This window comes from Billgrantia sp. Q4P2, from assembly GCF_052806135.1.
Map to the genome: position 1 here is coordinate 292,294 of NZ_JBRBAI010000004.1, position 23,677 is coordinate 315,970.

Sequence of the window (23,677 nt, forward strand, 5' to 3'; positions counted from 1 at the left end):
CTTATGCCCATGAGAACCTATGTCGATGTCGAGGCTGCCGTGACGCTTCCCCGCCTGAAGAAAATCACCGGCAAGATACTGGATGGCCTGGCCAACCTTTGCCTGGCGGTGGCGGGCGTCATGCTCGTCTTCCTCATCGCCATCTTCGGCTGGCTGGTGTTCGGCCGCTACGTCCTCAACAACACGCCGACCTGGGTCGAGCAGGCTGCCCTGCTGCTGGTGGTCTACATCACCTGCCTGGGGGCCGCGGCTGGGGTCAGGGGAAATTCCCACTTGAGCATCGACTTCGTGCGCGAAGGCATGCCCGAGCCCTTCAGGACGGTCTTCCGCTATGTCGCCGATCTCTTCGTTATCGCCTTCGGCGCCTTCATGGCCTACCAGGGTTGGGGCCTGGTGATGGCCAACCTGGAGCGGGCGATACCGATGATCCGCCTCGCCGAGAGCTGGCGCGCCGCGCCCCTGGTGATCTGCGGCGTGCTGATCGTGCTGTTCTCCGTGGCCAATATCGTGTCGCGCATTACCGCTAACGAATCCAACGAGGGTAACTGACATGGGCCTGGCCATTCTGTTCGGTGTCTTCTTTCTCGGCCTGGTGGCAGGCGCCCCCGTGGCCTTCGCCGTGGGGCTGGCCGCCGTGGCCACCTTCCTCTACGAGGGGCTGCCGCTGTTCGTGGCGTTCCAGCGCATCCTGTCGGGAATTTCGGTCTTCTCGCTGCTGGCCATTCCGTTCTTCATCTTTGCCGGCGAGCTGATGCTGCACGGCGGGATCTCCGCCCGCCTGGTGCGCCTGGCGTCCGCTGCGGTAGGCAAGATGCGCGGCGGACTGGGCATCGTCAACGTCAGCTCCTCGATGCTGTTCGGCGGCATCTCGGGCTCGGCCGTGGCCGATACCTCGGCGCTTGGTTCGATCCTGGTGCCGGTGATGAAGGAGAAGGGCTACGACGCCGACTATGCCGTCAACGTCACGGTGACCTCCTCGGTCGCCGGCGTGGTGATCCCCCCGAGCCACAACATGATTCTCTATGCCGTGGCGGCCGGCGGTGGCATTTCGGTCACCCAGCTGTTCATCGCCGGTATCGTGCCGGGCATCCTGATGTGCTTGACGCTGGCCGTGGCGGCCTACCTGGTGGCGGTGAAGCGCGGCTATCAGGGCGAGACCTTTCCCGGCTGGGACGTGCTCATCCTCAGCTTCGCCGCGGCCCTGCCGGGGCTGCTCACGGCGGTGATCATCGTCGGCGGGGTGCTGTCGGGCATTCTCACCGTGACCGAATCCGGGGCCTTCGGTGCCATCTACGCCATCGTCGTCACCGCGCTGGTCTACCGCGAGCTGCGCTGGGCCTCGTTCAAGGCGGCGGTGCTGCAGTCGGTGAAGACCACTGCTCTGGTGATGATCCTGGTCGGCTGCGCCTCGGCGTTCTCCTACCTGCTGGCGCTCTACAACGTGCCGCTGCTGCTGACCGACGTGCTGATGGCGCTTTCCGACAAGCCCATCGTCATCTTCCTGCTGCTCAACCTGCTGTTGCTGGGGCTTGGCATGATCATGGACATGGCGGCGCTGATCCTGATCTGTACGCCGATCTTCCTGCCGGTGGCGATGCAGTTCGGCATGGATCCGATCCAGTTCGGCATCATCATGATGATGAACCTGGGGCTGGGGCTGTGCACGCCGCCAGTGGGGGCCTGCCTGTTCGTCGGCTGCGTGATCGGCAAGATCAAGATCGAAGAGGCCGTGCGCACCATCTGGCCCTTCTACCTAGCGCTGTTCGTCGCCCTGATGCTGGTGACCTACGTGCCGGCCGTCTCGCTGTCGCTGCCGGCGCTGTTCCGCTGAGCACCCTTTCGACCGAACCGTAACGGACTCGATGATGAAAATTGCAGCCGTACACACTCATATCCTCGACCACGTGCTCGACACCACCTTCGAGAGCGCTTCGATGCACTTCGCCCGGCGCCAGCACTGCCTGGTCGAGATCGTCTGCGACGACGGCACCACCGGCTGGGGCGAGTGCCTGGGGCCGGCCCAGCCCAACGCGGCGGTGGTCAAGGCCTACAGTGCCGCGCTGATCGGCCAGGACCCGCTGCAGACCGAGAAGCTCTGGCTGGAGCTTTACAACCGACTGCGCGACCAGGGCCAGCGCGGCCTGACCGTGACCGCCCTGAGCGGCATCGACATCGCCCTGTGGGACATCAAGGGCAAGCGCTTCGGCGTGCCGATCTCGACCCTGCTCGGCGGTCGCTTCCGTGACAGCGTGCGGGCCTACGCCACCGGTTCCTTCCGCCGGGAAGGCGTCGACCGGGTCGAGGACATCGCCCGCGAGGTGGCGGGCTACCGCCGCGAAGGCTTTCACGCGGTGAAGATCAAGATCGGTTTCGACGTCGAGGAGGACCTGCGCGTCATCGAGGCGGTGCGCGAGTCGATCGGGCCTGACATGCGCCTGATGATCGACGCCAATCACGGCTACGACACTCTGGAAGCCGTCGAAGTGGGCCGGCGGGCGGCGAAGTTCGGCATCGACTGGTTCGAGGAGCCGGTGCTGCCCGAGCATGTCTCGGCCTATCGGGCGGTGCGTGCCGATCAGCCGATCCCGGTGGCCGGCGGCGAGACCTGGCACGGCCGCTATGCCATGCACGAACCGCTGGCGACTCGCGCCGTGGATATCGTCCAGCCCGACATCTGCGGCGTCGGCGGCTTCACCGAGATTCGCCGGGTGGCGGACATGGCGGCGCTGCACGGCGTGCGTCTGGTGCCGCACGTATGGGGCACGGCGGTGTGCCTGGCCGCCAGCCTGCAGTTCATGGCCGCGCTGCTGCCCAACCCGCCGCGGCGCGACCCGATCGAGCCGATTCTCGAGTTCGACCGCACCGAGAACCCCTTCCGCCAGGCGGTGGTGACCACACCCATCGAGCACGACCGGGGCGTGGTGGCGATACCGGACGGGCCCGGGCTCGGCATCGAGATCGACCGCGCGGCGCTCGCCCGCTTCGCCCTCGAGGAGGCATGACGAACGTGACAGCGATACCCGCCAATACCCGGCCGCTGGATGGTCCGGCGCCGCGACTGGCCGCACCGCCCGGCGCCACCGACTGCCACATGCACCTCTACCTGCCGGGTTTTGCAGCCCAGCCCGGCGGGCCAGGCATCGCCGAGCTGGCGACGGTCGAGGATTACCGCCGGGTGCAGGCGCGCCTGGGACTGGAGCGGGTGGTGGTCACCCAATCCAACGCCTATCAGCTCGACAACGGTGCGTTGCTCGAAGCCCTCGGCCAATTGGGCAGTGAAACGGCGCGCGGTGTGGTGGCAGTGGCTCCCGGTACCGCAGAGGCAACGCTGCGCGACTGGCATGCCCTGGGCGTGCGTGGCGCGCGCATCATGAACCTGCCTTGTGGCGCCGTGACACACGCCGACATGCCCGCGGTCGAACGCCTGGTTCGCCCGCTGGGCTGGCACCTGATGGTGCAGTTCAACGGCCAGCACCTGGACGATTACCTCGACGGCCTGCAGCGCCTCGAAGGCGACTACATCATCGACCACATCGGCAAGTTCATGCCGCCGGTGCCGGCGGACGATCGCCGCGTCGACGCCATCCTGCGGCTGCTCGATCGCGGCAACGCCTGGTTCAAGCTGTGTGGCGGCTATGAGACCAGCGAAACCGGCGGGCCGCGCTACGAAGACGTCGGGGCCATCGCCCGTCGCGTCATCGCTCATGCCCCGGAGCGGGTGATCTGGGGCTCGAACTGGCCCCACGTCGGCGTGCCGCGCGAGCGCTATCCCGATGATGCCGAGCAGCTCGACGTGCTGCTCGAGTGGGCCGGGCCCGAGGCACGCCGCCGGATCCTGGTCGACAACCCCGCTTCCCTGTACGGCTTCTGAACCCTTTGTCCGAAGGAGGAAAATGCATGATCGATCGACTGTTGGTAACGGGAGCCGCCGGTGGCATGGGCCACATCATTCGCCCCCATCTGGCGAAGCTGGCGCGTACGGTGCGGCTGTCGGACATCGCCGACCTCGGCGAGGCGGCCAGCCATGAAGAGCTCATGCCGTGCGATCTCGCCGATGCCGAGGCGGTCATGGAGCTGGTCCAGGGCTGCGATGCCATCGTGCACCTGGGCGGTGTCTCGGTAGAGAAACCCTGGGCGAGCCTGCTGCAGGCCAACATCGTCGGTACCTACAACCTCTACGAGGCGGTGCGTCGCCACGGCAAGCCGCGAGTGATCTTCGCCAGCTCCAACCACGCCACGGGATACTACGAGCGTACGCAGCGCATCGGCACCGATGTGCCGCATCGGCCCGACTCGCTCTACGGCGTGACCAAGTGTTTCGGCGAAGACCTGGCCAGCCTGTATCATGACAAGTTCGGCGTCGAGACGCTCAGCGTGCGCATCGGCTGGTGCCACCCCAAGCCCACCGATACGCGCAAGCTGGCGATCTGGCTCAGCGCCGAGGATTTCATCAGCCTGGTGCAGCGTGCCATCGTCACCCCGCGCCTGGGCTGCACGGTGGTCTACGGCTTCTCGAACAATGCCGAACGCTGGTGGGACAACAGCAAGGCCGCCTTTCTCGGCTGGGTGCCGAAGGACAGCTCGGAGCCCTGGCGCGAGGAAATGGAAGCGCTCGATGCGAATCTCGATCCCACGGATCCGACGGTCATCTACCAGGGCGGATCCTTTGCCAGCTCCGGGCACCCCGACGATTGAGGGGCAGTCTACCCTTACCACGAACCATGACCGATGGATGGCGATATGGCAGGTAAATCCGATATCACGGCCGACTTCAAGCAACTGAAAGTCCAGAAGCTTTCACGCGAAGGCAGCCTCTCCCTGCATGTCGCCGACCAGCTCGAGGCGCTGATCGTCAACGGAGGGATCGGCGTGGGTGAGAAGCTTCCGACCGAGAATGGGCTGTGCGACGTCTTCGGCGTCAGCCGCACGGTGATCCGCGAGGCCATCACCCATCTCAAGTCGCTGGGGCTGGTGGAGACCCGCCGCGGCGTCGGCACCACCGTGCTGCGTTCGACCAGCGTCGAGGCGATGCCGGCGAAACGCATCAGCCCGACCACCGTCGAGGACATCCTGCATGTGCTCGAGCTGCGGCTCAACCTGGAGCCGGCGGCGGCGGCGCTGGCCGCCGAGCGGCACGACGAGGAGGACGAACACATCCTCGTGGAGAAGCATGCGGCCTTCATCGAGGCGCGTGCGGCGAAGTCCCAGGCGCGCGTCGAAGACTACGAGTTCCACTATGCGATTGCCGCCGCCACCAAGAACCCTTTCTTCAAGATGTTCTACGAACAGCTCAGCCAGGGTGTGATTCCCCGCGCCAAGCTGATGAGCATCGAGATCAACACCGCGGCCACCGACAAGTACCTGGCCCGGGTCGAGGAAGAACATACCTACATTCTCGAGGCGATCCTGGCCCGTGACCCCGAGGCAGCGCGTGAGATGATGTACCAGCATCTCAACCGTGCGCGGACCATGTACGCCAAGTACCAGGAAGCCTAGGTACCGGAAGCCTGAAAAGTACCAGGAAGCCTGAACCAGCGGCTCTCCTGGCTACGCGATACCGGAGAACAGGAGCCATCATGACCCTTCAAGGCAAGATGCTGATCGGCCGCGAGGCCGTCAGCGGCAGTTCCACGCCCATCCACGCCGTCAATCCCGCCACCGGCGAGACGCTGGAACCCACCTACGCGGGCGGCAGCAAGGCCGAGGTCGAGCGCGCCTGCCAGCTCGCCGAGGCGGCCTTCGGCACTTACCGCGAGACCACGCTGGAGCAGCGCGCGGCGTTCCTCGAGACCGTGGCCGGCGAGATCGAGGCCATCGGCGACGAGTTGATCGAGCGCGCCATCGCCGAGACCGGCCTGCCCCGGGCGCGCCTGGAAGGCGAGCGCGGCCGTACCTGCGGCCAGCTGCGCCTGTTCGCCAATGTGGTGCGTGCCGGCGAGTGGCTCGACGTGCGCCTCGACCCGGCCCTGCCCGAGCGCGAGCCGATGCCCCGCGCCGACCTGCGCCAGCGTCACATCCCGCTCGGCCCCGTCGCGGTGTTCGGCGCCAGCAACTTCCCGCTGGCCTTCTCGGTGGCCGGCGGCGATACCGCCTCGGCGCTGGCCGCCGGCTGCCCGGTAGTCGTCAAGGGCCACTCGGCCCACCCCGGTACTTCCGAGCTGGTCGGTCGCGCGGTACAGCGCGCCGTGGAGAAGCGCGACCTGCCCGAAGGGGTGTTCTCGCTGCTGTTCGGCTCGGGCAGCGAGATCGGCCAGGCGCTGGTCAGCGATCCGCGCATCCAGGCGGTGGGCTTCACCGGCTCGCGCGGTGGCGGCACGGCGCTGATGAAGACCGCCCAGGCCCGCCCCCAGCCGATCCCGGTCTACGCCGAGATGAGCTCGATCAACCCGGTGTTCCTGCTGCCCGAAGCGCTCAGGGCGCGCGGTGCCCAGCTCGCCGAGGGCTTCGTCGCCTCGCTCAACATGGGCGCCGGGCAGTTCTGCACCAACCCCGGCCTGGTGATCGCGGTGAAGGGTCCCGAGCTTTCCGCCTTCGTCGAGGCCGCGGGCGAGGCCGTGAAGCAGAGCGGCGCCCAGACCATGCTCACCCCGGGCATCCACGCGGCCTACGAGCAGGGCGTGGGTCGGCTTTCGAGCAACGGCAAGGTCAGGGAAGTGGCCCGCGGCCAGGCCGGCGAATCGGCCCATCCGTGCCAGGCGGGGCTTTACGTCACCGCCGCCCAGGACTTCCTAAACGAGCCCGAGCTGCAGGAGGAGGTGTTCGGCGCCACCTCGCTGGTGATCGAGTGCGCCGACCTGGAGGAAGTGCGCCAGGTCGCGGCCCAGCTCGAAGGCCAGCTCACCGCCACCCTGCAGATGGACGACGGCGACCTGGACGCGGCGAAAGCCCTGCTGCCGATCCTCGAGCGCAAGGCGGGTCGCATTCTGGCCAACGGCTGGCCGACGGGCGTCGAGGTGTGTCACGCCATGGTCCACGGCGGGCCCTACCCGGCGACCTCCGACAGCCGCACCACCTCGGTGGGCAGCGCGGCGATCTTCCGCTTCCTGCGCCCGGTGTGCTACCAGGCGCTGCCGCAAGGGCTGCTGCCGGAGCCGCTGCGCGACGGCAACCCCTGGGGCGTGAGCCGACTCGTAGACGGCAAGCGCGAGGTGTAGCGCTTCCCTCTCTCCTATCTCCCTGGAACCTTTGGCGGCCTTCGGGCCGCCTTTTTTCTCCCGCATTTGCCATAATGGCTCCCTACCCACCTGCGGAGCTGTTCATGGCCTCTTCTCCCAACGACCGTCGCCAGGGTCGCCCGAATTCTCCAAGGCCCTCATCGGACCGTCAGCGTGAACGCGCTTCGCGCACGCCCAAGGCCCAGGTGGGCGAGGTGGCTTACCTGGAGGTGGTCACGGTCAACGAGACCGGCGCCTTCCTCGACTGGGGGCATGTGCGGGACGTGTTGCTGCCCTTCGGCGAACAGCGCTTCCGCCCCACGCCGGGCAAGCGCGTGCTGGTGCGGCTCTACGAGGATCAGCAGGGGCGCCCGGTGGCCTCGCAGAAGCTCGACCGCTTCGTCCAGGACGAGGCGACGGGGCTGGCGCCGGGCGACGAGGTGGAGCTGGTCGTCGCCGACGCCACCGACCTCGGCTACAAGGCGGTGGTCGATCATCGCTTCTGGGGGCTGCTCTATCGCGACGACGTCACCCGGCCGCTACGGCGTGGCCAGCGGGTCAAGGGCTACGTGAAGCGGGTGCGCGACGACGGGCGGCTGGATCTCTCGCTGCTGCCGCCGGGTTCGGCACGCCTCGACGTGGTGGGCGATCAGGTGCTCAGGGCGCTGCGTGAGAGCGGCGGCTACCTGCCACTCTCCGACAGCAGCGACGCTGCCGCGATCAAGGCGCGCCTGGGCGTGAGCAAGAACGCCTTCAAGCAGGCCATCGGGCGGCTCTACAAGCGGCGCCTGATCGTCATCGAGGCGCACGGTATCCGCCTGGTGCCCGGCGCTACGTCCGACCCGGGCTAACAGAAGGGCGCTCAGTCGAGCGCCTTGAACTCCTCTTCGTGCAGCCAAGCGGCGTGCTTGGGCGCACGCTTGGTCTTCGACCACTCTTCGACCATCGCCGGTGCCACTGCCTTGAGCTGCCGCATCTGCTCCGGCGTGCCCTTCACGTAGGTCAGCTCCAGGCGATGGCCGTTGGGATCGAAGAAGTAGATCGAGCGGATGATGCCGTGCTCGGTGGGGCCGATCACTTCGACACCCTTGCTCTCCAGTTCTTCCTTCGCTGAAAGCAGGGCCGCCTCGTCGGCCACGCGGAAGGCGATGTGCTGCACCCACTCGGGGGTGTTGGGGTCGCGCCCCATCTCCGGTGAATTGGGCAGTTCGAAGAAGGCCAGGATATTGCCGTTGCCGGCATCCAGGAACAGGTGCATGTAGGGATCAGGCGCCTTGGTGGAGGGCACGCGGTCCTCGGCGATGGCGACCAGGAACGCCATGTTGAGCTTGTCCTGGTACCACTCGACGGTTTCCTTGGCGTCGCGGCAGCGATAGGCGACGTGGTGAATCTGCTGGATCTGGATCATGACGGGGCTCGCGGTGGTGGGCTGGGAGCGTCAGGGTCTGCTCTATTTTTAGTTTCATTTGAAACTAAAAATAGAGGCACCCCTGTGCCGTGTCAAGCCGCCTTGGTGTTGCCGGGAAGCCTGCGTCATACTGCGCTCATTTCCCCGATCATGATGGAACGCTGCCGATGAGCCGACAGACGAGCGCACGATCCCTGCGGGTGGGGGTGGTGATGGACTCCATCGCCCATCTCACCTACAAGAAGGACACCACCCTGGCCATGCTGTGGGCGGCCCAGCAGCGTGGCTGGTCGCTGCACTACATGGAGCAGGAGGATCTCTACCTGCGCGATGGCCGCGCCCATGCGCGCATGCGCGACCTCACCGCCTTCCGCAATCCGGACGACTGGTATGCGCTGGGGGCGCCCGAAGAGCATCCGCTGGCCGAACTCGACGTGATCCTGATGCGCAAGGATCCTCCGGTCGACGCGCACTTCCTCAATGCCGTGCATCTGCTGGGCTTTGCGGAACGCGAGGGCGTGCTGGTGGTCAATCCCACGCGGGCGCTGCTGGAGTGCAACGAGAAGCTGTTCGCCCAGCAGTTCCCGCAGTGCTGCACGCCGACGGTGGTCTCCTGCAGCGAGGCGGTGTTGCGCGCCTTCCACGCCGAGCACCGGGACGTGATCTTCAAGCCGCTGGACGGCATGGGCGGCAGCGGGATCTTCCACGTGCAGCCCGAGGGCAGGAACCTGGGCGCCATCATCGAGACGCTGACCGAGCGCGGCCAGCGCCAGATCATGGCCCAGCGCTACATTCCCGAGATCAAGGACGGCGATACCCGCATCCTGCTGGTGGACGGCGAGCCGGTACCCTTCGGCCTGGCCCGGGTGCCCATGGCCGGCGAGACCCGCGGCAACCTGGCCGCCGGCGGCACCGGCGTCAGCCGCGAACTGACCGCGCGCGACCACTGGCTGATCGAGCAGGTCCAGCCGATGATCCGTGAGAAGGGGCTGATGTTCGTCGGGCTCGACGTGATTGGTGACTACATCACCGAAATCAACGTGACGAGCCCCACCTGCGTGCGTGAGATCGACGACCAGCGCGGCACCGACATCGCCGGCCTGCTGATGGATGCCATCGAGCGGCGTCTGGCCCGGCGCGCCTAGGCATCGCGCAACACGAGGAGGAACGAGTCCGCCCATGGTGGTCTCAGTCAGCGACCCGATCCACTACGCTCCGGTCACGCGGCCCTACCGCCGCTGGCTGGCGTTGTCGGCTGCGCTGCTGCTGCACCTGCTGCTGATCGGCGTGGTGGCGAGCTGGCAGTTTGCCCCGGCGCCGGCCGAGCGCACGAGCCTGGACGTGGTGCTGGTGACGCGCCCGGCGGAGGCGCCGGTGGAGGCCGAGGCCATCGCCGAGGCGGACCAGCAGGCGGCTGGTGAGCAGGCCGAGGAAACGCCTGCCGAGCGCCGGGCGGCACCGCTGGACGAGCTACCCGTACTCGAGGCGGCGGAAAGCACCGTGGAGCCGGCCACGCCGGCAGATGCCGAGACGGCTGAGCGTCTTGCGACCGAGCCCGCCGCGGAGGCGCCTGCCGAATCCGAGCAGGCCAGCGAAGCACCGGAACCGCGCGAGAGTGAGCCCCAAGCGTCGGAATCGCCCTCGGCGCCGACCGCCGCAGCGCCTTCGGCCTCGGGGCGTGACCTGCTGGCCCAGGCCACCAGCAGCATTCGTCAGCAGGGGCTCGACGCCGGCCTCGCCGGTTCGGCCGACGACTCGCCACGCTCGGCGGCCCAGCGCGCTGCCGAGGCGCGCTACATCGACGACTGGACACGGCGCGTCGAGGATTACGGCAACCGCGTCCATCCCGCCCCGATCCACCTGCACGGCCAGTTGCGCATTCGCGTGGTGATCGGACGAGATGGTCAGCTTCGCCAGGCGGAGGTGGTACAATCCTCAGGACATACCGAACTCGATCAGGCGGCACTGGATACCGTGCACGGTGCCGGGCCCTACCGGCCCTTCGACAGCACCATGGGGGAACTGGACAGTCTCTCCATCACCCGCGTCTGGCGGTTCGGGGAAGGTAATCATTTTGGCGTGCGCTAGGGTCATTGGTTCGCCGCCCGGGAGTCCCATGCAATCCGTGCAAAACCTAGGCTTGAGACATCATTTTCTGCTGGCGATGCCGCATCTGGAAGATCCCAACTTTGCCGGCACCCTCAGCTATCTCTGTGACCACGACGAGAACGGCACCATGGGCGTGATCGTCAATCGGCCGCTGGAGATCACCCTGGATGCGTTGTTCGAACAGCTCGAACTCGACGGTGAGGAGAGCCCGCATCGCAGTGCGCCGGTCTACTACGGCGGCCCGACCCACAAGGATCGCGGCTTCATCCTGCACCGGGGCTCCAGCGAGCCTTGGGATTCCAGTATCCAGGTGGACGATGACATCGCCCTGACCACCTCCATGGACATCCTGCTGGCGCTGGCCGCCGGCAACGGGCCGGAGGAGTTCCTGGTGTGCCTGGGCTGTGCCGGCTGGGAGGCGGGCCAACTCGAGCAGGAGCTCAAGGACAACGCCTGGCTCACCGTCGAGGCGGAGGGCGACATCCTGTTCAAGGTGCCGCCGGAGCAGCGCCTGAGCGCCGCCGCCGGCATCCTCGGCGTGGATCTCAACTTGATGTCGCGGGAAGCCGGGCACTCGTGACATTCGCGCTGCAACGGCCTGCATTCGGCCATACTGCGTTGCTCAGAGACAAGAAATGCTCATTTACACCCAAGTAAGCTCCGCTTCCTTGCCTCTGAGCGCCTTGTCTGGCCTTCGTTCGTCGCGTAGCAGCATCGAATGTGGGGTCGAGGGGGCAAGATGTCCGGCCAGCGCCTGATCCTGGCCTTCGATTTCGGCACCCGCCGTATCGGCGTGGCGGTGGGCAACGAACTGCTCTCCAGCGCTCGCCAGCTCGAGCCGCTGCCGGCCCGCGACGGTATTCCCGACTGGAACGTCGTCACGCGGCTGGTCGAGGAGTGGCAGCCGGACCTGTTCGTGGTGGGGCTGCCGCTCAACATGGACGGCAGCGAGTCGGAGATGAGCTTGCGTGCGCGCAAGTTCGGCAAGCGCCTCTATGGCCGCTACGGCAAGCCCTGCGAGATGGTCGACGAGCGCGGCTCCACGCGAGAGGCCAAGGCCATCGCCCGCGAATCGGGGTTGCTGCGCAACCCCGGCAAGAGCTACCGCGACGAGGGCGTCGACGGCATCGCGGCGGTGCTGATCCTGGAGAGCTGGTTCGCCCTCCGGGAGGGCCTGCCGTCGCGTTGAGTCAAAATAAACTTTCGTTCAGAATATTTTGGGTCAATTTAGCTCTATTACCTAGACCTGTGCCTGGGTGAGGTTCGTGTGCCCCCCTGAGCTTAAGATATTTTTCATCAACAGGGCTGATGGGAGTAGGGGGAGGAATCGGCCTTTTTCGCATAGGAAGAAGAGTAAGAGCATCATCATAAGAACTTCTTCCAAGCAGCTGGACGCTAATCTCGCGAGCCAGTACTTCTGCTAGCAGAGAGGGCACTGCATTACCAACTTGACGCTGCGCTTCACGAAAATTCCCAATTATCTCAACATCATGAGGAAATGTTTGCAATCGACTGAGTTCGATTATACTAAGTTTTCTATTATCCCAGTGAAAAGGCCCTGTCGCAGGTCCTGGTTGCGCCTGTATGGTCCATGCTGGACGTTCTTTGGCTAATTTTAATAGAAAATTCCAATATCTTCTTCTCCATCCAAAAAGCGCTTCACCTTCTCCTCTCTCTGTATGGTATAAATAATTGTAACCTTCAGGTATGGATTTGAGAAGGTCGGCCCATTTGCCAGACATTTTTAAGTCTTGCAAGTCTTTTCTAGAGATTGAAATATCGCCAATAGCATCCCAGGCAGTGAAGTGGGAAAATTCGCCCTGCCAATTTTGCGAATACTTTCGCTCAGGGAAGTTGAAATTAATTCCATCTCTTGAGCCGATGATAAAAACTCTTTCGCGCTGCTGAGGCACACCATAATCTGCCGCGTTTAGTTGCATAACGCTGAAGTTGTAAGAAGTGCCGTTGCGGACGTTTATCTCTCTTATCAGTCGGTTTATTAGATCTATTCCTTCTGATTTTCCATTAAAGGTGAGCCCGGGGACATTCTCTAGAAGAAAGCTTTTAGGTAATGACGAATCTAGAACTTTAAAGTAAGATTCTAGGGTTCCGGCCCGCTCGTCCAAGAGTCTTTTAGAGTCACCTGTTGCCCAAAATCCAGACTTGGAAAATGGTTGGCAAGGAGGGCCGCCTATTAAAATATCAGCCTCTCCTTTTCTCATTCCTGATGCTATAACTAAATCTGAGGCGTCGATGTCGAAGATCGATTTTTCGATAACTTCCCAGTGTCGATTTTTCCTAAGAGTTTTGCAACACCAGGGATCAGACTCTAGTGCTATAGACGTTTCAAATCCTGCTGCCTCGAAGCCATAATCTAAACCACCGGCACCAGTGTAAAGGCTAATGGCTTTATAAGTACGCTTGGAATCCATAAAATTACTCTTATCTAGACGCTAGAATGTCTAGAACAGACTCGGCTGAATTTTCCCAACGTGTATCAACAAATACACGATGACTGAGCTTTCCCTTGCATGTCATATGGCTTTCTAACATAAAAACAGGGCAGAATCTGAATTCCCATGCTTCCGTTACCGGTTCCAAGCATGCTGCCAAAATATCAAACTGATCACGAGAATAATATCTGCTGCACGGATTGTTTTTGGATGCGCGTGTTTTTTGAAAGTCGACTTTTGGGAAGCCCGACTTTGGTTTTCTTCTTAAGACATTTTTACACTCGATAGAATAGTTCGAGCCCTTGTAGTTCACTATAAGATCTGGTTGTCCATCTAGATCAAGCCTTTCGACGCGGTTGACTCCGGGCACGCTTTGCATGAATTTAGCCAAGTGTCTCTCAGCAATGCTCCCACGAAGAGCCACTTTGAGGCGAAAGGCCTTGCTTACTTCATCGGCGATTTCCTTTATGTCAAGTCCCATTTCATCTTCAAGGTCAATAACGGATCTCTCTACCACCTTAGCTGCGGCGTCAGATGGTTGTAGTCCCTGATTTACATAATCTATTATTTGCAGGCGGGTTCCTGAGTCCAAACCTCCAGCAACTGCTTCCAGTTTTATATATGTGATAAAATTTTCTGGTCCTAGCCCAAGGAGAGTTTCAATCTTTAAGCTTTCTTCTTCCAAGGGAAGTTTTCTTCTTCCTTCGACGACTCTTTGCCGCTCCCATCCATGCCATCGTGTTATAGCAGTAGTATCTAAATCTGCTTCCTTAAATTCGATTGATTTAGAAAACCAAGTTACCTCATGCATGGATGGGTCAACGGCAATGATTAAGTCGCGCTCAAAATGTATGCCAAACATGAGCGTGATTTCGCTCGGCTTCTTTTTTGAAATATGCAGCCTGTGGTAAGTTTTAAAATTACTGCCATATTTTACTTGAAATCTATGTTCGTCGTCAGGTCGAGAGCCTTGATTATATTTGTTTGCACTAAAAGCATAGCAAATCAATTTGTACTCACTGCCATCAGGCAGTCTTACATCAAAAATAAAAGGAGCCTTGTTCGGGCTGGGTGCGCTTTTGATCTCGATGCCGCTATCGGTAAAAACTTTTGTTAAATAGCTTACTTCCTTGTGGCGCCTTACGGTATAAAATTTCATTCTCTGCCTATGACATTGCCCAAGGTGCGATGTGCTTGCATAAAAGCTATTCTTATATTATAGCCTGACACGTTTGAGATAAAAACCTAAATTGCTCCGGTTATAGCTAAAGCCGAATCTGACAGATCCGGCTTTAGGCACATGCAGTGGCTAATTTAGAATTTACGTAGTCAGCACCCGTTCCTCGGCATACTGCGCGGCAATGTCGTTCACCGAGATGCAGGTGTACTTGATGACGAAGAAGGCCAGGGTGGCGGGGCAGGTGAAGCTCTCCTCGAAGCGCTCCACCTGGGTGCCGCGTCCGCGGGTGACGCTGGCACGGTAGGTGTTGCCCGCCTTGGTCAGCTTGACCGTGGCCTGGCTGTCGGCTTCCTGCTTCTCCAGCACCAGCTCGCGCTGTCGGGTCAGCAGCTCGTCGAGCATCTTGCCGCCCTCGCGCTCCTCGGTCGTGGCCCACACCTCCTGGTCGCGCTTGCCGTACTGGAACAGCATGATGGCCGGCAGCACCGAGAAGATGGCGCCGGTCAGCAGCCAGGTGAGCTCGGCGCCGGGAGGGTGCAACGCGAATACGGCGAACATCTGCACTACGAAGCTGGCTGCCAGGATGCCTGCCAGCGGGCGCCACATGCGCGGGTTCATCACCGGCTTGCCGAGGGTGTGGCCCCACAGGCCGGCTGCCACCAGCGCCCCCAGCCCGACCGATGCCACCCCCCACAGCGGGCCGCCGCCCACCAGTAGGGCAATGGCACCGATCGCCACCAGCACGCTGTAGAACACCGCCAGCAGTATGTACGCTCGTTCCAGGGTCATGCGTGACATCTCCTTTCTACCGGTTGCCTTGGGCGGCAACGCCGTTGTTATTCGAGTTGGCTATTCGAGTTGGCTATTCGAGTTGGCTATTCGAGGTCGTCATTCCTCAGCCGGCTCTATCGAGCCTTGTCGTCAAGGGTGGCAGCCAAGGGCTGCCGTGACAGCTTCGCATATTCCACGATCGTCATCAGCATAGCGATGCCCAACGTTGGTTGCATCGTCAGAGTGGGCTGTCGTCCACGCCGACTCGCTCGGGCACGAACCAGCGCACCGGGCGCAGGTCCTTCTCGATCAGCTCTTCCACTTGGAGCAGGGTGGCGAAGATCGCCATACGCACCGGGATGCCGTTGTCGGTCTGGCGGAAGATCGCCAGGCGCGGGTCGCCGTTGAGGTCCACGTCCAGGTCGTTGGCATCGGGGCGGCTGTCGCGGGGCAGCGGGTGCATGACGATGGTGTCGCGGCCGCAGCGCTTGTCCATGAAGGCGCGGTCGACGGTGAAGTCCCGCGACAGGCTGAAGCCTTCGCTCATCTCGGCGGTGAAGCGCTCCTTCTGGATGCGGGTGGTGTAGACCACGTCCACGTCCGCATAGTCGCCGGCCAGGCTGCTACGCTCCTCGACGCGGTGCCCGCGGGAGGCGACCAGGTCGATCAGGTAACTCGGCATCTCCAGTCCGGGCGGCGCGACCAGGGTGAAACGCATGGGGTCGTAGAGCGACAGCAGCTTGATCAGTGAATGCACGGTGCGGCCGTACTTGAGGTCGCCGGTCAGCAGCACGTGGGCGCCGGCGAGCTTCTTGCCCAGCCGGGTGAACTCCTTGTCGATGGTATAGAAGTCGAGCAGTGCCTGGCTGGGGTGCTCGCCGGGGCCGTCGCCGCCGTTGATCACCGGCACGTGGGTGGCGGCGGCGAACTCCGCCACCGAGCCCTGATCGGGGTGGCGCATGACGATGGCGTCGCAGTAGCCGCTCATTACCCGACTGGTGTCGTAGAGCGACTCGCCCTTGGCCATCGAGGAGAAGGTGAAGCCGGTGGTGTCGCACACGCTGCCACCCAGGCGGCAGAAGGCCGCGTGGAAGCTTACCCGGGTGCGGGTGCTGGCCTCGAAGAACAGGTTGCCGAGTACGGCCCCCTCCAGCACCCGTGTCACCTGGCGGCGTTGGGCGATGGGCTCCATGCGGGCGGCGACGCGCATCAGGTGGTCGACGCGTTCGCGGGACAGGGAATCGACGGAGAGCAGGTGGGGACTCATCGAAGGCCTCGAAGGTGGCAGCGAAGGGGTGGCTCGTAGTGTAACGCTACCGGCCCGTCGCTTCACGGTCGCAATGTCGAGCGCTCAGCGACCGACCAGCTCGGCCAACCTGTGTGCGTGAGCCTTCACTTCGCGAATCGCCCGCTCGGTATCGAGATCGTCCATCGCCACCACGCCCACGCAGGCTTCGACACCGGGGCGGAACTGCGGCGTGGCCACGGGGCTCGCCACCCCCACCGCACCGCGTTGCAGTTGGCCGCGAGTTAGGCTGTAGCCGTCGGCGCGGGCCTGGCGCACCGTCTCGCTGTCGTCCGCACGCGGGGCACGCCCGGCGAGAATGGCGATGCCCGCCGCTCCTAGCGTCAGCGGGTGGCGGCTGCCGACCCGGTAGCTCACGCGCAGCAGCCCCTCCTCCGGTTCCGCCACCAGCAGCACCACGCACTCCTCGCCCTGGGCCACCGAGACGAAGGCGGTGGCCCGGGTCGCCTTGGCCAGTGCTTGCAGCAGCGGCTGGGCCACGGCGCGCAGTTGTGGCTCGAAGCGTGAGGCCAGCAGTGAGATGCCGGCGCCCAGGCGCAGCGAGCCCTCGCTGGAGCGTGCCACCAGTCCGTGCTGCTCGAGGGTGGTGACGAGGCGGTAGGCGATGGCGCGATGCACCTCAAGCTGCTCGGCGAGTTCGGCGACGCTGATGCCTTCGGCGTGTTCGGCGATGAGTTCCAGCGCGCGCAGGCCGCGATCCAGGGTTTGCAGGGTGGTGGCCATTCGAACGTGAGCCTCGAGTCGGTGGGTGCCTGGGCATGGTAGCGCAGACGTCCGGAATTGACGTCCCCGTCGAAACTGCCTATGTTCTGCCATGTGTTCGTTTAACGATACTAGATGTGCGATAAAAGTAAAACAAGGCGCCGCCACGCATGACAGACACGATTACGGATGACAGCCCCGCGGGAGGCCCCATGACAAACGCCATTCATCGGACCCAGGCCGGTGCGGGCGGCTGCCCCTTCCACGCCGCTCAAGAGCCGCCCACGGCGCCCAACGGCTGCCCCGTATCGTCCCGGGCGGCGGCCTTCGACCCCTTCGACCGCCCCTACCAGCTCGACCCCGCCGAGGCGCTGCGCTGGTCCCGCGAACAGGAGCCGGTGTTCTACAGCCCCAAGCTCGGCTATTGGGTCGTGAGCCGCTACGACGACATCAAGGCGATTTTCCGCGACAACCTCACCTTTTCCCCGTCGATAGCGCTGGAGAAGATCACCCCGGCCAGCGACGAAGCCTTGGCGGTGCTCGAGCGCTACGACTACGGCATGAACCGCACCCTGGTGAACGAGGACGAGCCGGCCCACATGGCCCGGCGCCGCGAGCTGCTCGAGGCCTTCACCCCCGAGGCGCTGGAGGCCCACGCACCGATGGTGCGCAGGCTGGTGCGCGAGAAGCTCGACGCCATCGTCGACCGCGGCCGCGCCGACCTGGTCGCCGAGATGTTCTGGGAGGTGCCGCTCACCGTGGCGCTGCACTTCCTCGGCGTGCCCGAGGAGGACATGGAGCAGCTGCGCCGCTTCTCGGTGGCGCACACCCTCAATACCTGGGGGCGCCCGTCGCCCGAGCAGCAGGTCGAGGTGGCCGAAGGTGTCGGCAGGTTCTGGCAGTACTCCGGCCAGGTGCTGGCGAAGATGCAAGCCCAGCCGCGTGGCCACGGCTGGATGTACGACATGATCGAGAAGAACCGGCAGAAGCCGGACGTGGTCACCGACAACTACCTGCACTCGATGATGATGGCGATCATCGTCGCCGCCCACGAGACCACCGCGCTGGCCACCGCCAACGCCTTTCGTCAGCTGCTCTCGCGCCCCGCGGTGTGGGCCGAGCTGTGCGCCAATCCCGAGCTGATTCCCGCCGCGGCCGAGGAGTGCCTGCGCCACTCCGGTTCGGTGGTGGCCTGGCGGCGCATCGCCACCCGCGAGGTGGAAGTGGGCGGCGTGACCATTCCCGAGGGCGGCAAGATCCTGATGGTCACGGCCTCGGCCAACCACGACCCGGCCCACTTCGAGAACCCCGACGAGCTCGACATCTACCGCGACAACGCCGTCGACCATCTCACCTTCGGCTACGGCAGCCACCAGTGCATGGGCAAGAACCTCGGCCGCATGGAGATGCGCATCTTCCTCGAGGAGTTCACCCGCCGCCTACCGCATCTCGAGCTCGAGGAACAGGAGTTCACCTTCCTGCCCAACACCTCCTTTCGCGGTCCCGAGGCGCTGTGGGTGCGCTGGGACCCGGCGCACAATCCGGAGCGCCGCGATCCGGCCGTACGCAGCGCCCAGCGCGACTTCCCCGTCGGGGCGCCGTCGCGCCAGGACATCGCCCGGGAAATGGTCGTCGCCAAGGTGCAGGCGGCTTCCGAGGGCGTGTTGCAGATCGCATTGGAAGATCCCCGTGGGCGTCGCGTGCCGGAGTGGAGCCCCGGCTCCCACGTCGACCTGATCGTGGGCGACTACGTGCGCAAGTACTCACTGTGCGGCGAGGTAGACGATCCCTACTGGCTGCAGATCGCCGTGCTGCGCGAACCCGAGGGGCGAGGCGGCTCGGCGTGGATTCACGAGCATCTGGAACCGGGCATGACCCTGCGCCTGCGCGGGCCCAAGAACCACTTCCGCCTCGACGAATCGGCGCAGCACTACGTGCTGATCGCCGGTGGCATCGGCATCACGCCGATCATCGCCATGGCCGACCGCTTGAAGCGGCTGGGCAAGTCCTATGAGCTGCACTATGCCGGCCGATCCCGCGCCAGCATGGCCTTCATCGAGCGGCTCGAGCGCGACCACGGCGAGGCGCTACAGTGCTACCCCAAGGACGAGGGCGAACGGCTCGATCTCGCCGGCCTGCTCACCGCGCCGCACGAGGCCACGCTGCTCTACGCCTGCGGCCCGGAGCGGCTGCTCACGGCGCTGGAAGCCGGCACCGGCCACTGGCCGGAGGGCAGCCTGCACGTGGAGCACTTCGCGGCAGAGGGGACGCTGATGGACCCGGCCAAGGAGCACGCCTTCGAGGTCGAGCTTGCCGACTCCGAGCTGATCGTCGAGGTGGCCCCGGACCGTACCCTGCTGCAGGCTTTGCGTGCCGCCGGTGTCGACGTACCCAGCGACTGCGAGGAGGGCCTTTGCGGCTCCTGCCAGGTCGATGTGGTCGAGGGCGAGATCGACCATCGCGACAAGGTGCTCACCGCCGCCGAGCGCGCCGGCCAGGACCGCCTGATGAGCTGTTGTTCGAGGGCAAAGGGGAAAAAGCTCAAGCTTGCCCTCTGACGCTGGCCATCGCTCACATTTCACCATGGCAATGACGAAAGTACGCCGACCCTGACAACCGGGACTCACGAGGAACGACAATGAAAAAACTCGCGACACTGACCGCACTCACCGCGCTTTCCCTGGGCGCCTTCCAGGGCGCCGCCGCCACCGAACTGACGGTGAGCACCTGGGCGGGCCCCAACCACGGCGTCAACACCATCGTCTGGCCGACCTGGGCCAGTTGGGTGGAAGAGGCCACCGAAGGGCGCGTCACCGTCAACGTGGTCCACGACATGGGCCCGCCGGGTGCACAGATGGAGCTGATCGCCGACGGCGTGGCCGATGTCACCTGGCTGTTCCACGGCCTGATGCCGGGGCGCTTCGAGCTGACCAAGCTCCCCGAGCTGCCCACCTTCGAGAACTTCTCCTCGGAAGCCGCTTCGGTGGCCTACTGGCGTACTCACAACGAGTACTTCGCCGAGGCCGGCGAGCATCGTGGCGTCGAAGTGATCGGCGTGGGCGTACACGGTCCGGGCTCGCTGTTCCTCAATGAATCGATCGACAGCCTGGATGACCTTCGTGGCAAGCGCGTGCGCATCGGTGGCGGCGTGATGGGCGATATCTCCAATGCGCTGGCGCTCACCGGCGTGGCGCTGCCGCCGGCCAGTACCTACGAGGCGGCGACCCAGGGCGTGGTCGATGGCGCCATGCTGACCCTGGAAGGCCTCAAGAGCTTCCGCCTGGCCGAGGTATTGCCCTACACGGTGCAGATGCCGGGCGGCTTCTATCGCGGCAGCTTCTCGCTGGTGATGAATCCCGATACCTGGGCCTCGCTTTCCGAGGAGGATCGAACGGCGATCGAGGAGGTCTCCGGCGAGCGGCTCTCGCGCCTGTTCGGCTACATGATGGACGTGGTCGACGTACGCGGCATCGAGTTCGCCGAGCAGCAGGGCAATACCTTCATCGAGCTGCCGGCCGAGGAGATCGAGCGCTTCCAGCAGATGGCCGCCGACCTGCCCGGGGCCTGGATGGAAGCCGCCGGTGCCAGGGGCGTCGACGGCGAGGCCGCCCACGCTTACTTCTTCGAGCAGCTCGACGCCGCCGAGGGCGAAGAGGGCCTGTCGGCCGACGAGGTAATCGACCCTGAAGCCTGAATTGTGACGTACCTCTTTCAGCGAGCGCGGCCCCGGCCGCGCTCGCTGCGTTATGGGCAGGCCTGTTTTAAGTTTCAAATGAAACTATTTTGACCTCCGTCAATGCTGCCAAGCGGTGGGAGAACGATACTGCGGAAAACGCACCGGGAAGGAGAGGCAGCATGAACCAGGCACCCAGGAACTCATGGTGGAACCGTCTCTGCGAGGGTAGCTACCGCGCCTCCACGCGGCGGCTGGTCCGCGAAATCGAAGCGGAATCGCCGCAGGTCTACAGCGAGATGCTCCGGGATCTCGAGACGCCGCTGGAGCCCGCCTTCGAACGTGAGATGGCACGCCATCTCGATCGCGGCGGCTTTCGCGCCTTCGTCCCGGCCGAGACCCTGATGCCGGTCATGCTTCAACGCTTCGGTCTCGATCAGGCCAGCGTCGCCGGGCATGCCAGCTACCCGAGCTTGCGCGGCAACTGCAACGCCTGCCCGGTGGCCGGCCACTGCTGGGGTGCCATGCGCCGCGACGCCGGGATCGACGAATGCCGCGCCTTCTGCCCCAACGCAGCGGCCTTCGAGCGGCTGGCCGAGACCGCCTGACGCACCGGCCGGCGGTTTACAGCAGAGCCAACAGCATGCCGGCCAGGGCGCAGGCACCCAACACCTTGAGCATGCCCACGCCGAAGCGGAAGATCGCCAGCAGGGCGGCCACCGAGAGGACCAGGGCGGCCACGTCCAGGCTGGCGACGTCGGGGATCAACAGGCGCAGCCCCGCGCCGCGCCATTCGCCTACCTCGGCGAATACCACATGCAGGCCGAACCACACCGCCAGGTTGAGCACCACGCCCACTACCGCAGCGGTGATCGCGGTCATGGCGCCACTCAGCGCGGCGTTGTCGCGCAGGCGCTCCACGTAGGGGGCGCCGAGGAAGATCCACAGAAAGCAGGGCACGAAGGTGACCCAGGTGGTGAGGATTGCCGCCAGGGTGGCGGCCAGCCAGGGGTCGAGAGAGGCGGCCTCGCGGAAGGCACCCATGAAACCGACGAACTGCACCACCTGGATCAGCGGGCCGGGGGTGGTCTCGGCCATGCCCAGGCCGTCGAGCATCTCGCCCGGTGCCAGCCAGCCGTAGCTCTGTACCGCGGCCTGGGCCACGTAGCTCAGCACCGCGTAGGCGCCGCCGAAGGTCACCACCGCCATCTGGCTGAAGAAGGTGGCGATCTGGCTGAACACGTTGTCCGGCCCCAGCGTCAGCAGCAGCAGAGCCACCGGCGTCAGCCACAGCGTCAGGCAGATGCCCGATACTTTCAGCGACCAGGCGCGGTTGGGCCGCGCGTGGTCGGGCAGCTCGGCGCCAAGCAACGACTCGCGATCGGCCAGGCCACCGGACTCACTCCCGCCATGCCCGCCGCCGACGCGAAACAGGGGCGAGCCGGCCTTGCCGCCGACAAAGCCGATCAGCGCCGCCCCGAGAATGATCAGCGGGAAGGCGATATCGAGAAAGAAGATCGCCACGAAGGCCGCCGCGGCGATGCCCAGCATCACGTTGTTGCGCAGGGCGCGCTTGCCGATGCGCACCACCGCGTTGATCACGATGGCGAGCACCGCCGCCTTCAGCCCGAAAAACAACCCTTCCACCATGCCCACGTTGCCCAGCGCAGCATACAGGTAGCTGAGCGCGAGAATGCTGATGAAACCGGGCAGCACGAACAGCGTGCCGGCCAGCAGGCCGCCCTTGGTGCGATGCATCAGCCAGCCGATATAGATCGCCAGCTGCTGCGCCTCCGGCCCCGGCAGCAGCATGCAGTAGTTGAGCGCGTGCAGGAAGCGATGCTCGCCGATCCAGCGTTTCTCCTCGACCAGGATGCGATGCATCACCGCTATCTGCCCGGCGGGGCCGCCGAAGCTGAGTAGTGCAATGCGCAGCCAGACGTGAACGGCCTCGCGAAAGGGAACGTCGTGGGGCAGGGGCGGTGGCATGCTGTCTCCAGTCAGGGCAGGGCTCGAGTCGAGGCCAAGCCTATCCTAACTGCTTGGGATGACGGCGTCGTGTGGCTGCCGTATTCACCTTCTTCGACACAGCGCCACCAGCCGCGCCTTGGAGGGCACGCCGAGCTTGGCATAGGCGCGCTTGCGGTAGGTTTCGGCGGTGGAGAGGGCGATATCGAGTTCGATGGCGGCGGTCTTGAGGGTATGGCCACGCAGGAGATATAGGCACAGCTGGCGCTCGCGCTCCGAGAGCGGGGCGAGAATGGCGGCCTCCTCGGCGCTGGGTCGCTGCGGTGAGTTGGGCCTGGCCTGGCCGTAGTGGCGGCGCATCAAGCTGGCCAGCAGCGGGGCCAGGGCATCGAGCCGGGCCAGGTCGTCGTGGGTGAATGGACCGGCCGCGCTGCCGCGATAGAGGTTGAGGTAGTAGACGCTCTGCTCGCCGGGCAGGGTGAGCGACACCTTGTCGACCAGGTCGGGAAAGGCGAACAGGTGGCTGCGGTAGGCTTCCGGCATCGCCTCGGCCTGCATCGGGGTGACTTCAGCGGCCGCATCTTCGCTGCTCCCATCCATCAGCTGGCGCAAGCGCTGGTAGTTGGGGTCCTGGCGGAACAGGCCGCCGGTGTAGAGTTCCGCCAGGCGGCCGGCTACCCGCGGTGAGCGCTGGTTGTCGGCCAGCAGGCAGTCGACCTCGTCGCGGCCATCGAAGGCGAACACCATGCACTGCTCGATGCCCACTGCCCGACGCAGCAGGGCCAGCAGCGCCTCGTCGAAGCCCGCCTCGCCCAGACACGCCACGCACTCCGCCATGGCCGGCATCAGGCCCGGCCAGTCGGCGCTTTGCTCATCGCTAACTGCGGCCATCTCGTCCTCCACCTGCAAGCACCTTGTCCCGGCTTTTGCGGGACAGTCGCCATGTCGTCTTC

Annotated in this window: 23 protein-coding genes; 15 read left to right on the forward strand and 8 right to left on the reverse strand. The window is 64.5% G+C overall.

Annotation, left to right across the window (positions count from 1 at the left end; translation table 11 throughout):
* The first annotated feature begins 9 nt into the window (after positions 1-9).
* The 8 genes from ACUY1T_RS09240 to ACUY1T_RS09275 all read left to right on the forward strand — a co-directional run bounded on the left by ACUY1T_RS09240 (position 10) and on the right by ACUY1T_RS09275 (position 8,005).
* Positions 10-549 carry a TRAP transporter small permease gene (locus ACUY1T_RS09240; protein WP_446022078.1) on the forward strand — a complete coding sequence of 180 codons (540 nt, stop codon included), beginning with the start codon at positions 10-12 and terminating at the stop codon, positions 547-549.
* Position 550: 1 nt separating this feature from the next.
* A complete protein-coding gene (locus ACUY1T_RS09245) occupies positions 551-1,831 on the forward strand; it encodes a TRAP transporter large permease (RefSeq protein WP_446022080.1) in 1,281 nt (426 codons plus the stop codon).
* Positions 1,832-1,865: 34 nt separating this feature from the next.
* The gene (locus ACUY1T_RS09250) at positions 1,866-3,002 is read left to right on the forward strand and encodes a mandelate racemase/muconate lactonizing enzyme family protein (RefSeq protein WP_446022082.1); all 1,137 of its coding nucleotides are present in this window, start codon (positions 1,866-1,868) and stop codon (positions 3,000-3,002) included.
* A 5-nt stretch (positions 3,003-3,007) separates the two neighbouring features.
* Positions 3,008-3,871 (forward strand): amidohydrolase family protein, encoded by an 864-nt coding sequence (locus ACUY1T_RS09255; protein WP_446022445.1) that lies wholly within the window; start codon positions 3,008-3,010, stop codon positions 3,869-3,871.
* Positions 3,872-3,897: 26 nt separating this feature from the next.
* Positions 3,898-4,695, forward strand: coding sequence for an NAD-dependent epimerase/dehydratase family protein (locus ACUY1T_RS09260; RefSeq protein ID WP_446022084.1), 798 nt, complete (start codon positions 3,898-3,900; stop codon positions 4,693-4,695).
* A gap of 45 nt (positions 4,696-4,740) precedes the next feature.
* Complete coding sequence (locus ACUY1T_RS09265; RefSeq protein WP_446022086.1) at positions 4,741-5,496, forward strand: FadR/GntR family transcriptional regulator; 756 nt, start codon at positions 4,741-4,743, stop codon at positions 5,494-5,496.
* A gap of 80 nt (positions 5,497-5,576) precedes the next feature.
* On the forward strand, positions 5,577-7,154 hold the full coding sequence (locus tag ACUY1T_RS09270; protein ID WP_446022088.1) for an aldehyde dehydrogenase (NADP(+)): 1,578 nt from the start codon (positions 5,577-5,579) through the stop codon (positions 7,152-7,154).
* A gap of 104 nt (positions 7,155-7,258) precedes the next feature.
* A complete protein-coding gene (locus ACUY1T_RS09275) occupies positions 7,259-8,005 on the forward strand; it encodes a CvfB family protein (protein ID WP_446022090.1) in 747 nt (248 codons plus the stop codon).
* 11 nt (positions 8,006-8,016) lie between these two features.
* Here the strand turns inward: ACUY1T_RS09275 and ACUY1T_RS09280 are convergent, their stop codons facing one another.
* Positions 8,017-8,562: a VOC family protein gene (locus ACUY1T_RS09280; protein WP_446022092.1), complete on the reverse strand. Its 546-nt coding sequence runs from the start codon at positions 8,560-8,562 to the stop codon at positions 8,017-8,019.
* A gap of 167 nt (positions 8,563-8,729) precedes the next feature.
* Between ACUY1T_RS09280 and gshB the strand changes: the two genes are divergently transcribed.
* From gshB to ruvX, 4 genes are all read left to right on the forward strand, one after another.
* Complete coding sequence (gene gshB / locus ACUY1T_RS09285; RefSeq protein WP_446022094.1) at positions 8,730-9,707, forward strand: glutathione synthase; 978 nt, start codon at positions 8,730-8,732, stop codon at positions 9,705-9,707.
* Positions 9,708-9,741: 34 nt separating this feature from the next.
* Positions 9,742-10,650 carry a TonB family protein gene (locus ACUY1T_RS09290; protein ID WP_446022096.1) on the forward strand — a complete coding sequence of 303 codons (909 nt, stop codon included), beginning with the start codon at positions 9,742-9,744 and terminating at the stop codon, positions 10,648-10,650.
* A 28-nt stretch (positions 10,651-10,678) separates the two neighbouring features.
* A complete protein-coding gene (locus tag ACUY1T_RS09295; protein ID WP_446022098.1) occupies positions 10,679-11,251 on the forward strand; it encodes a YqgE/AlgH family protein in 573 nt (190 codons plus the stop codon).
* A 159-nt stretch (positions 11,252-11,410) separates the two neighbouring features.
* A complete protein-coding gene (ruvX, locus tag ACUY1T_RS09300) occupies positions 11,411-11,860 on the forward strand; it encodes a Holliday junction resolvase RuvX (RefSeq protein ID WP_446022100.1) in 450 nt (149 codons plus the stop codon).
* A 1-nt stretch (position 11,861) separates the two neighbouring features.
* On the opposite strand, the gene ACUY1T_RS09305 is transcribed toward ruvX, so the two are convergent.
* The 5 genes from ACUY1T_RS09305 to ACUY1T_RS09325 form a co-directional block, all read right to left on the reverse strand.
* Positions 11,862-13,103 (reverse strand): DNA cytosine methyltransferase, encoded by a 1,242-nt coding sequence (locus ACUY1T_RS09305; protein WP_446022102.1) that lies wholly within the window; start codon positions 13,101-13,103, stop codon positions 11,862-11,864.
* 10 nt (positions 13,104-13,113) lie between these two features.
* Positions 13,114-14,283 (reverse strand): hypothetical protein, encoded by a 1,170-nt coding sequence (locus ACUY1T_RS09310; RefSeq protein WP_446022104.1) that lies wholly within the window; start codon positions 14,281-14,283, stop codon positions 13,114-13,116.
* Positions 14,284-14,445: 162 nt separating this feature from the next.
* Positions 14,446-15,093 carry a hypothetical protein gene (locus tag ACUY1T_RS09315; RefSeq protein ID WP_446022106.1) on the reverse strand — a complete coding sequence of 216 codons (648 nt, stop codon included), beginning with the start codon at positions 15,091-15,093 and terminating at the stop codon, positions 14,446-14,448.
* A 220-nt stretch (positions 15,094-15,313) separates the two neighbouring features.
* On the reverse strand, positions 15,314-16,342 hold the full coding sequence (locus ACUY1T_RS09320; protein ID WP_446022108.1) for an aspartate carbamoyltransferase: 1,029 nt from the start codon (positions 16,340-16,342) through the stop codon (positions 15,314-15,316).
* Between the two features lie 84 nt (positions 16,343-16,426).
* Entirely contained in the window at positions 16,427-17,104 is a 678-nt protein-coding gene (locus ACUY1T_RS09325; RefSeq protein ID WP_446022110.1) for an IclR family transcriptional regulator, read from the reverse strand.
* 191 nt (positions 17,105-17,295) lie between these two features.
* Here ACUY1T_RS09325 and ACUY1T_RS09330 point away from each other — a divergent pair, with 191 nt between their 5' ends.
* The 3 genes from ACUY1T_RS09330 (at position 17,296) to ACUY1T_RS09340 (ending at position 21,364) form a co-directional block, all read left to right on the forward strand.
* Entirely contained in the window at positions 17,296-19,641 is a 2,346-nt protein-coding gene (locus tag ACUY1T_RS09330) for a cytochrome P450 (RefSeq protein ID WP_446022112.1), read from the forward strand.
* Between the two features lie 80 nt (positions 19,642-19,721).
* Complete coding sequence (locus tag ACUY1T_RS09335; protein ID WP_446022114.1) at positions 19,722-20,777, forward strand: TRAP transporter substrate-binding protein; 1,056 nt, start codon at positions 19,722-19,724, stop codon at positions 20,775-20,777.
* A gap of 161 nt (positions 20,778-20,938) precedes the next feature.
* Positions 20,939-21,364: a hypothetical protein gene (locus ACUY1T_RS09340; protein WP_446022116.1), complete on the forward strand. Its 426-nt coding sequence runs from the start codon at positions 20,939-20,941 to the stop codon at positions 21,362-21,364.
* Positions 21,365-21,380: 16 nt separating this feature from the next.
* Here ACUY1T_RS09340 and chrA read toward each other — a convergent pair whose 3' ends face one another.
* Together chrA and ACUY1T_RS09350 are read right to left on the reverse strand one after the other, a co-directional pair.
* Positions 21,381-22,745, reverse strand: a complete 1,365-nt coding sequence (gene chrA, locus ACUY1T_RS09345) for a chromate efflux transporter (protein ID WP_446022118.1) — start codon at positions 22,743-22,745, stop codon at positions 21,381-21,383.
* Between the two features lie 84 nt (positions 22,746-22,829).
* Positions 22,830-23,615 (reverse strand): helix-turn-helix transcriptional regulator, encoded by a 786-nt coding sequence (locus ACUY1T_RS09350; RefSeq protein WP_446022120.1) that lies wholly within the window; start codon positions 23,613-23,615, stop codon positions 22,830-22,832.
* Between the last annotated feature and the right edge of the window lie 62 nt (positions 23,616-23,677).